Genomic DNA, 11591 nt, shown 5'->3' on the forward strand with positions numbered 1-11591 from the left:
TATGGGATTGAAAAGCTATTTCGCTGAGATGCACAAAGGATTACACTCGATGTAATTAAATTAAGAGATTTTTGAATGAAGATTAACGATTTTTGATTTTAGATTTGGTGTTGGCAAATATCTATTTAGTTGATTTAATAGTTAATTCCATCTGAAATCAAAAATCGTTAATCAAAAATCTTCAATCTATTTTGATGCTTTTCTTTGAGTATCTCTCTGAAAATAAAAATGAATTTATCTTGACGCCTTTAATGATTGATTCCAATTCATGCATATAATCTCGTCTTTCCCGTGAAGGGACATAACAAAATCCGTCTAGGTAAATGATTCTGTTATTTTTTGAATCAATTATCAGATAATTTACAAACGCACCAAACATAAAACTGTCTTTTAACCTCCATGTTCCTTTAGTTTCATAAGCTGGTTTTCCGTCAAGGGTAATCTGAGACAGATAAAGAGGGTATGATTTATCTATATACAGACTAGAAGCCGGATCTTTGCCTCTTATATACAAATCACCTATGGAATCGTGCACTTTTATAGCTTTATGAAGCACATTGTCCTCTGAATTAATGATGTCAATAGGCAGCTGCGTAATCAGCAAACTGGTGCTTCCGCTCGGAAATTCACTTTTAAGCCAAACAAAACTCTTATTCTTAAGGACATAAGAATACTTTTTGGGTATTTTTAATGAAAGATTAAACTGCTGTTGAATTGCTGTCGGATCCACTAAAGAATCATTTAACAAAAGCTGATGTGCCTTTATTTCGCCATCTTGAATGATTTTAATAATCTGCGGTGATCTTTTCTCTATAATGCTCAATAAATCCGAAAGGGTTTTGCCGGTAATGTGTATGACATTCTGAGGAGCGGCGTACTGATTTTTTTTAATGGTAAAGTTATTCTCTTCCCCCTGCTTAATGACAATAATCGTTCTGCTTTTGGTCACAAAACCTTCCATCACATTGATAGGATACTGGTTAATATCAAATTGGGGTTCTTCGGTAGATAAACCTTCTACTGGACTTGCAAATTTATTTCGAATGCTGTCACCAATAATGCCATTCCACAGCTGATCATCAATAACCACCGAAATTGTATTGATTTTACCAGTCGATTTTCTTGGCACATCGTCATCTTGCTTTTTGCAGGAAAAGAACAAAAACGTAAGAAAATAAAAAAACAGAAAAAGGTTTTTATTCATTGATAGGGCAATTAATTATCAAAAATAAAAAAAGCCTTTCGAAAAATTTAGTTTTCTTCTTTAGAAATATTTTTTAATCGAATATTTTTAAAATCGATAGGCGAACCTTCATAATTCAAAGAAATTTTACCTTCTTTGGACGAAGCTTCCATACATTGGTTTACTAATTTTCCATTCAAATATTGGGTGATTTTTCCGTTGAATGAGCGAATCAAAACCTGATTCCATTCTCCGTAAGGTTTTTCATTATCGCTGAATTTAGGCGAAGTAACACTAGCTCCGGCTTCAACTAATTTCCCGTTTACTACTGCGGTTATATTGTCCAAAAAAATGAAGTCGCCGGTAGTATTCTCTTTCATTTGAAATTGAATTCCTTTTGGCCATATATTATCAGGGTAATCTATTGGGATGTTATACATTACACCACTATTTTTTTTGGCTTTGCTTTTATTAAATTTTTCTTCAATATTCCATCTGAATTCTAAAGCCAGCTCAAAGTTTTTATAACTTTTATTGGTCATCAGATAACCAATTTTATCTCCATGCATACGAATCATTCCGTCAGCAAACTCATAGACATCTGAAGCTTTAATCCTTTGGCTGCTTGTTTTAGTAAAAGCATACCAGTCATTCTCTGAGAAATTTTTATCTTGAACAGCACACGAATTTAACAGCAGAACAAGTGCAAAAGCAAAAGTGAAATTTTTAAACATTAAAGTAAAATTTTAAACGAAGTCTATCCTTTTATTTTTAAACCCATACCCGGTTTTAAATCATCGCCAGAAATATTGTTCCATTTTTTTAAATCAGATACTGTAACTCCAGGATATTTTTTTGAAATACTAAATAAAGAATCTCCTTTTTGCACTAAATAATTGATTTCATCATTTTTTAAAGAAGAAGACATTTCTTTTTTCTTAAATGAATCTGCAGTAGCATTATTCGTATTTATAACCACTTCATTTTTAGCAACAATTAAAACATTGCCAAGAGCTAAATTATTCGAGTGAAGACCGTTCCAGTTTTTTAAATCAACAACTGACGAACCAAATTTTTTGGCAATACTTCCAAGATTATCACCTTTCTGAACTTCATATCTAATATCTCTCAATTCGGAAGCAGCTGTTACGGCAACAGCTTCATTGGTTTCAGCAGCAGCATTGCTTACTTGAATAGAAGAACCTAATTTTAAATTTGTAGAACTTAAATGATTCCACTCTTTAATTTCGGCAACTGTAGTATTGTATTTTTTTGCGATAGTGTTTAAATTATCCCCTTTTTGAACTACATAAAAATTAGTAGCACCAGCAGCCAGTGAGTCCTTTTTATCAACTGCTGTTTTAGATTCGGCTATTGCTGCATTCGTATTGTCTTTTACAATAATTGCTTTATTTTTATCAATATTGGATGCCAAAGCTGTATTAGTATCTATATCCTTTTCAATGATAATTTTTAAAGACTTTCCAGAAGCGACTGCATTTCCTTTAATGTGATTCCACTTTTTCAAATCAGAAACAGCTACATTATTATTTTTGGCTATTTCGCTTAAATTATCACCCTTTTTAACTTTGTAATATTTTATTTTGCTGTCAGATGAAGCTAAAGCAGTAGAATCTTTGATAAAAGCAGCTTTCCTGCCTTGATTAATTTTTTCTCTTTTGTCCATTTCATATTGAACATAAGCATAAATTTTATCTTCATTTGAAGTAAAAACCCCCACTTTGCAGGAAGGCAGTGTCAAATAATGACTAGTGCCGGCATAGTTAGGAATCACATTTCGTTTGTATGATGGATTTAATGCCTGCAGCTGTTCAATTGGAATATCCAGCAGATTTGAAATCTGAGCAAAAGACATTTCCTTTTTAACCATTACAGTATCCGTTGCAAAATGCCTCACCAAAGCTTTTTTAGGATTTATGCCATGCTCTTTATGATATTCATAAATGTACATTGTAGCAAGAAAAGCGGGAACATACCCTTGGGTTTCCTGCGGTAAATGTTTTTTGATGTTCCAAAAATTCTGCTGTCCGCCTGAACGCCTGATTGCCTTAGTTACATTTCCGGGTCCTGAATTATAAGAAGCTAAAACCAAATCCCAGTCATTGAAAATAGCAAACATATTGGTCATATATTGTGCCGCAGCGGCTGAAGCTTTCAAAGGATCTGAACGTTCGTCAATATAAGAATCAATGTTTAAATTATATTGTTTACCAGTATTATACATAAACTGCCACAATCCTGTTGCACCGACTCTTGATACTGCCTTCGGATTTAATGCCGATTCTACAACTGCTAAGTATTTGATTTCTAAAGGAACATTTTGTTTGGCCAGAGCCTCTTCGAAAATTGGAAAATAATATTGGGCGACTGCCATTTGGTTGGCGAAAGCCTTTTTTCTATTTTTGAGAAATGACTTAATTAAATTCTCTAACCCCTGATTGTATTCTATGTTAAATGGAGATTTAGCATCCATCACTGCAAGTCTTTGTTTCAGCAATTCAGTCGGAAGTTCTGCATCTATATCTTTATCAACGTTAACAGTATTTATTTCAGCAGCTAAATCATTATAAATATCGAGAGAATTACCTATCTGGTTCATCCATAAACTGTCTGTTTTTATAGTACGGTCATATTTTACGAAAGAATTTTTAATGGAATCTAAAAAGGTAACTTGTTTTGGATTGTTTTCTATTCCAGAATTCCCCAGATTACTCTGAGAAAATACAGAAGCTGTAAGCATTAAGAAAAATGAAAGGGTGGTATTTTTTATTGTCATAACAGTATTTTAATTTGCTATTATTCAAACGATTACAAATAAACTTCTGCAAACATAGAATGTATTTTCTAATTAAGAATCTTAAAATCTGTTAAATATACATAAAAAAAGCACATTTCGGTTATTTTTTGATGAATTGTGAGGGATTAATTTCAAAAAAAACAAAATTGTCAATTTTATAAAAAAAGCAATCTTCAGAAAAGTCTGTGGTTTTTATTCTGAGCAAATAGCTTCTTAGATAACAGCTGATTCAAAACAGCAGATAAAAGAAAACCTTAAAATACTACAAAAGCATCTTAAGGTTTTAATTATTTTTAAGAATATAATTAACTTTAAAAAGTTAACATTTCTGTTATAGCAAAATATTTAGTCTAATATAGCTGCGATTCCAGGAAGTGTTCTGCCTTCAAGCATTTCCAGCATTGCTCCTCCTCCAGTAGAAACATAACTCATTTTTTCTTCAAAACCGAATTGTTTTACTGCTGCTACAGAATCACCACCTCCTACAAGAGAGAATGCTCCGTTTTGAGTAGAAGCCGCAATATAATTTCCTAATGCAATAGTTCCTTTTGCAAAAGTCTCCATTTCAAAAACTCCTAAAGGTCCATTCCAAAGAATTGTTTTAGACTCTAAGATTACTTTTTCGAAGTTTGCCAATGATTTTGGACCTGCATCAAGACCTTGCCATCCGTCAGGAATTTCTCTTACATCAACCACTTGAGTATCTGCAGTATTCGAAAAGTCATTAGCAGCAACTACATCAACAGGTATATGAATCTGAACTCCTTTTTCTTTAGCCAATCTTAAAATTTCAAGAGCTAAATCCAATTTATCAAGTTCACAGATAGAATCACCTACATTTCCGCCCTGAGCTTTTATGAAAGTAAATGTCATTCCGCCGCCAATAATCATGTGATCAACTTTGTCAAGAATGTTTTCGATAACTGTAATTTTAGAAGAAACTTTAGAGCCACCAAGTACAGCTGTAACTGGTTTTTCACTGTTTTTCAAAACTTTATTTAAGCTTTCGATTTCTTTAGCCAATAACGTTCCAAAACATTTATTATCAGCAAAAAACTGTGCAATAATTGTAGTTGAAGCGTGTGCTCTGTGTGCTGTACCAAAAGCATCATTTACATAGATATCACCTAATGAAGCTAATTCTTTAGCAAATGCAACATCTCCTGCCTCTTCTTCATCATGAAAACGTAAATTTTCTAATAACAATACTTCTCCTGGTTTCAAGTTTTTAGCAGCCTCTTGAGCTTCTGCCCCAACACAGTTTGAAGCAAACTGAACTGTAACTCCTAAAATATCTGAAGTCGTTTTTAGAATATGTTTTAACGAATATTTATCCTGAACTCCTTTTGGTCTACCAAGGTGCGACATCAAAATAACGCTTCCGCCATTAGATAAAATATAGTCTATTGTTGGTTTTGCTGCTTCGATACGGGTAGTATCTGTTACATTAAAATTTTCATCTAAAGGAACATTAAAATCAACTCTTATTATTGCCTTTTTATTATTGAAATCAAAATTATTTAAAGTCTTCATGGTTCTTTTTTTAATTGTTTTTTGAAAGAAAAGCAAAGATATAACTTTTAAATAAGTATTAAATTTTATAATTCTAAAAAAAATATGAAATTACTAACGAAATCGATGTAAATACAAAATAAACACAACCTATTTGACAAATTGCTAAAAATAAAACACCTTATACATATTCAAACTTCGCAGTAAAAAAAAGCTCCTATGGATTCTATGTACAAGAATCGATAGGAACTTTTAATTTTATATAACCGCTTATTAATCGTGAACCGGACTTTGAGTACAAGGACAGTTACTTAATCCCTGAAGGAATCTAAATCCAATCGTTAAAGAATGTGTTCCCGAATTATAAGCAGCTAAATCATTTAATGTAATTTGATACGAATAACCAACAGAAATATACCCTTTTAAAAATCCGACAATAGGTCCGATTGCTAATGGTTTCCCAATCTGATCATTCAAGAAACGATAAGAAGCACCTACCCAATAGTAATCTTCATATCGGTTAAACTTTCTGTATTTGAAATTCAAATCCGTTACCGAACGGCCGTCACTTTGATAATACTGATAAAAAGCTGAAGGTTCTAATTCGGTTCTGTCACCAATATCCATCACATAACCGCCATACAACTGATAATTTGTAAGTAAATTTGGCTCATAAGCGATATCAAAGTTTAGGTTTTTCTTCAAAATATTAGTGGCTGTAGCACTTAAATAAAATCCTTTATTTCGATATAGCAGACCAACCTCAAAATTGTTGTTGTTGTTAGCTCGATTATCAGTAATACCTTGAAATTTCTCAGTATTAAGCCTAAATGAATTATAAAGGTATGATATACCAAATGAAAGATATTCTTTGGAATAATAACCTAAAATAATATGATGAGCAAATGTCAGTTTACCACCCGCCTGTTTAGTATAACCGTTGGAGTCATTGTAGATACTTAATCCCAAACCTGATTGATCTAAAATCCTAAAATCAGCATACAGTGCCTGACTCTGAGGAGCATCTTCAACTCCTACCCATTGTTTATAACCATTCATGTTAATTCTAAAATTATCGCCGATTCCTGCATAAGTAGGTGAAAGTACATATGGATTATCTGCTAAGTACTGAGTCGCTACGGGAACATTTAACTCTTGACTGTAGCTGCTGGCTACAGTCAAAAGCAAAATACTGATTAAGATCTTTTTCATTTTTTTCATTTTCATTTTTTTTATTCTAAGACAACTTTTCACATCCTATTGTTCTTATCTGTATAAAGTAAAGTGTCCAATAAATTCACGGTCATCTTTAGAATTTCGTAGTTTCAATACATACCAGTAATCACCCATTGGCAATTCAGCCCCTTTGTATTTACCATCCCAAGATTCTCCTGCTCCAAAATGCCCAACTTCACGTCCATAACGGTCATATACAACAAACTTAAGGTCTGGATAGTTTTCCGTTTTGTTCGGTTTCCAAGTAGGATTTGGACCATTACCGTTTGGCGTAAAGACATTTGGAATTTCTATATCAACGAATTCAAAATGTTTTGTTATACTTAATGAACAGCCATTACTGTCTGTTACAGTAAACGTATAGTCGCCAGTATGATAATAAACGTATTTATTACTTGATCCTATATCCTCTCCATTTACAGAATAATGATACACTCCAGAACCGCCAGTTACTGTAGCTACAATTTCATTTAATCTTCCAAGATCTAAAGTCATTCCCAAAGGATCAACTTGATTGATATGGAAAACTGGAGTAGCATCTACGCAGCCGTTTTTATGATGAACCATTATAAAATGATCACCAGAAGCAAGATTTGTAAACACATTACTTGTCTGTGTTGCAGAGTTACTATCCAATGAATATACAACATCTGCCGGCTTATTACTTGGATCAATAGTCACAATAACTTTATTGGCTGGTAAATCGTTCACACAGTCATAAGAAACAGCAGCAGATGGATCCAAAGTAACTGAAGGATTTAACGGAATCACTAATGGGTATGTACAAGTATTTGCATCTTTGATATAAACAGTATGATTACCGCCTGATAACTTATTAAATGATAATTGACCCTGAACATACGGTCCATCTTCATTATCGATACTCGTACTATATGGTCCAACTCCTCCAGCGATTGTAATAGTAAAAGCACCTTCATCAAAATCAGAACAAACAGATTGTTTAATCGATCCTAGAACTACATTCGCAATAATAGCTGGTGGCTCTTTAATTTCAATATCATCAAGTACAATGAAACATCCATTTTGATCCTGAACAACTATATCATAGAAACCTGATTTCAAATTATTAAATGTATTGGTTTCAAAGAATTGATTCATATTAGGCGAAATTGCATATGTAATATTTCCAGTTCCACCAGAAGCGTTAATTACAATTTTACCATCATCGTAACCATTACAAGTAATAGGAGTAACAGCATACGTAGCAGTTACTGCCGTTTTTGGCTCAGTAATAGCTGCCGCTTTCTCCAACTGACAATCACCGCTATCTACACGAACTATATAGTCACCTTTAGGAAGATTTTCGAAATAACCAGTTGCCTGAAGAGGTCTAATTACATTATTTGCATTATCTAACAATGTGAATCCATAATTACCTAAACCACCTAAAGCAGATGCATCGATAACTGCTGTAGAAGAACCATTACACATAACTACTGCATTACTCAAATCTAAAGTAAGAGATAAAGGAGTTATTTGAGCTATGTTAACATTGTTCGAAATAAAACCAACACATCCATTAGCATCTCTAACATAATACTGATGATCCCCTAATCCAACACTAAACGTTTTCGATGATGCGAATGTGCCTAATGTTGTTGCGAAATTGATATCAGAACTATACTCATATGGTCCTTTACCGCCAGTTGCGCTCAAAGTAACTGTAGCATCATTTTGACAAGTTTTACCACTTGCCAATACTAATACTGCTTCAACTTTAGCTGGATCAGTTAATACGATATTGGCGGTTGGCTGTGAAGTACAACCAAGTCCATCAACAACTGTTACTGAATACGTTCCAGCTCTAAGACCTGAGAAAATAGGGCTTGACTGTGGCGCAGAAGAAATAACTGGATTAGCAGAAATATAATTCAAGATGTAAGAATAATTACTTCCTTGACCGCCTGTTGGAGGATTAACAACAATTTCTCCTGTTGAATCTCCATTACACGATAATACGCTTGCCACAGCACTTGCCGTAACAATTATAGGTTTTGGATTACTCAACTGTACAGTAGTTGTTGCAATACAGCCATTAATGTCTTTAACATTCACGGTATAAAGTCCATCAGTCAAATCTTTGAAATCACTTTGAGCTGAATACGCCACACTTACAGGGCCAACCAACTCATATAGATAATCACTTGACCATCCGCCATCTGCACTTACTGAAATCGTTCCGTCGTTACCTGGATCACAAGTAATTGGAGTATGCGTTTCAGAAATTGTCAATATTGAAGCCGGCTGTGCAATTGTGAAAGTTGTTTCAACCTCACAAGTTGGAGCAGCTGCTAAAGTTGCCTTAACGATATAAACTCCCGCTGGTAAATTTGGAATACTGATTGCAGCACCCGAAGTTGTTATCGGAAGGCTAGTGCCTGTTGGACCTGTAATAGTATATCTAAATGCACCTGCGTCATTAGAAGGAACTAACTGGTTATCAACATAAGTCAAATCAACACTTCCTGTAGAAGTTCCATAGCAAGTCACATTTTTAACATTGCTTGCAACAAGATCAAATGTATTTGGTTCATTTACATAATGAACTGTTTTCAAACTACATCCTGTTACAGGATTACTAACCGTAATAGTATAACTGCCAACTGTTAAATTAGTAAATTGACCAGAAGTATTCGTTTGAGACGGATAAGCTGCTGCATTTGTAGCTGTTCCTTCAATAGTATAATTTAACGAAGCTGGTGTTCCGCCAGTAGTCGTTACATTAACCTGAATATCTTCGTTACTGATACATGTTATAGGTTTGATTACAGTTACTCCAGAAGGAGCTGCAAAATCGATACCAATAAATGGTTTGATTACTGCCGTAGTAGTACCTACACATCCTTTGCTGTCATATACATTGATCACATAATTATAAACACTTCCCAATAAATCAGATTCAATATAAACTGGATTATTTCCTCTCTGAACTGGAATAGGATTACCATTTTTTATAAATTCATAAATTGTGAAAACATTAGAACCTCCTGTTGGCAATCCTACTGAAATAGAAGCATAATTGGTTCCATTACCTGTTGTACAGCCAAACTCAGTTACAACTGGAGCTGGTACATTAATAATTCCAGGTTCTGGTACAACAATAGTAACTGATTCAGAACAGCCTCTTCCAGAAGTAACTGTAACCGTATACGAACCACCAGCTAATCCTGTGAATAGAGGTGAAACTTGTGAAGCACGATTTTCAGTACCTGATAAAGTATACGTATACACTGGATTATCATTTACTCCAGCAGCTGGAGTATCCATAACTGCAATAATACTACCATCATTTCCTCCTTTACAAGTAACTGGACTAGGGATAGCATCAAAACCTGTAATTTGTGTTGCTTTAATCACAGTAATTGGTACAAATACCTCACACAAAGTAGTAGTATCACGAACACCTATTATATGATTTCCTGCTGCAACAGCTGCGAAAGGAGTTGCTGCTCCAAATGGTCCATTATCAATATTATAAATATAATTACCTGTACCACCAGTAGTTTGAACTGCTATTACGCCATCACCACAATTTGGTAAATAAGTTATTGCCGGCGTTAAGATTAACGGATCATAAATAGTTACTGGAGTAATGGCAGAAATACATCCATTAGCATCTTTTACTGTAATATTATAGTTTCCAGCAGTATTTACTGTAATGATATTGCTCGTTTGGAAACTAACCCCATCAACACTGTATTTTAAAGCAGTATTAAATCCTGTCGCTGTTACTGTAATATCATAAGTACCTGTTGCACTTGGACATTGTGTAGCAATAGCTGAAGTTATAGTTGGAGTCGCATCCAAAACAATCGACTGTGGTTTATTTATTGGACAGCCATTTGCATCTCTTACATAAACAATCCAATCCTTATCGTTACCATTGTTAGTATCTACGACTAATTGATCATTCGTAATAAAACTTGCTAATCCAGGAACTGGATCAGTTGCTCTAGCCACCGCATATTTATATGGAGCTTTACCACCTGTGGCTGTTACTGAAATTGTAGCTGTATCAGTGTTACAATTAATATTAGAAGCTGTACTTGTAAAATCTAATGCTAAAACATCATCAATGATGAAGTTAGCTACTGTAGCCATACATCCTGATGTATTATCTGTAACAGCAAACGTATAAGAACCTGCAGGTAAATCAGTATAAGTAATAACATCACCACTTTGAGATTTAACTCCATTATTTGGCGTTAAAATAACAGTATAGTTAGCAGGTGTTATATAATTAGCAACAGAGAAAGCAGCCGATCCGGTAGCTCCACCGTTACATAATACATTACTCAATAATTGTCCTGAAGCAGTAATTGCAGAAGCCTCTTTTACTTCAAAAGCTTTAGTAGTACTACAGCCATTTGCATCCTTAACTCCAAAGACATATATTTTTGGAAGTAAGTTGTTAAATACATTTGAAGCTTGGTAAGCACCTCCGTCAATATTGTATGTATATAAAGCTACACCTCCTGTTACAGAATTTATTGTAACAGTAGCAGACGGCGCATTGCAATAAACAGCTGATGCTGTTATGTCCATATCCGTTGGTGGAGTGTATGGTAATACATCTTTAGAGCCATTTACTCTACAGCCATGAGCATCAACAATTACATATTTTATAGTCTGTGGACTATTAACAGTTAATGACGCACTTGTTTGGAAAGTGAAGCCATCATCAAAACTGTAACTGTACGGAGTTGTACCTCCTACTGCATTAATAGTAATCACTGCATCTTGAGGTCCATTAGTAATTGAACAGCCAAATGGCGTTACAGAAGCCGTAGCTGATAATGATGCTGGCTCTGTAATTACAAC

At 34.2% G+C, this 11591-nt stretch carries 6 protein-coding genes; all 6 read right to left on the minus strand.

Features of this window, described 5'->3' with window-relative positions; genetic code table 11:
• Positions 1-181: 181 nt before the first annotated feature.
• Complete coding sequence (locus IRZ80_RS17220) at positions 182-1204, minus strand: DUF4837 family protein (RefSeq protein WP_194642942.1); 1023 nt, start codon at positions 1202-1204, stop codon at positions 182-184.
• A 47-nt stretch (positions 1205-1251) separates the two neighbouring features.
• On the minus strand, positions 1252-1917 hold the full coding sequence (locus IRZ80_RS17225; protein ID WP_194642944.1) for a DUF1080 domain-containing protein: 666 nt from the start codon (positions 1915-1917) through the stop codon (positions 1252-1254).
• 23 nt (positions 1918-1940) lie between these two features.
• On the minus strand, positions 1941-3980 hold the full coding sequence (locus tag IRZ80_RS17230; RefSeq protein WP_194642946.1) for a LysM peptidoglycan-binding domain-containing protein: 2040 nt from the start codon (positions 3978-3980) through the stop codon (positions 1941-1943).
• A gap of 366 nt (positions 3981-4346) precedes the next feature.
• On the minus strand, positions 4347-5534 hold the full coding sequence (locus tag IRZ80_RS17235; RefSeq protein WP_194642948.1) for a phosphoglycerate kinase: 1188 nt from the start codon (positions 5532-5534) through the stop codon (positions 4347-4349).
• A gap of 252 nt (positions 5535-5786) precedes the next feature.
• Positions 5787-6725 (minus strand): type IX secretion system membrane protein PorP/SprF, encoded by a 939-nt coding sequence (locus IRZ80_RS17240; protein WP_194642950.1) that lies wholly within the window; start codon positions 6723-6725, stop codon positions 5787-5789.
• A 54-nt stretch (positions 6726-6779) separates the two neighbouring features.
• Positions 6780-11591: T9SS type B sorting domain-containing protein (locus tag IRZ80_RS17245; protein WP_194642952.1), on the minus strand; the 4812-nt coding region annotated here is incomplete at its 5' end.

This window comes from Flavobacterium sp. HJJ, from assembly GCF_015351475.1.
Classification (GTDB): Bacteria; Bacteroidota; Bacteroidia; order Flavobacteriales; family Flavobacteriaceae; genus Flavobacterium; species Flavobacterium marginilacus.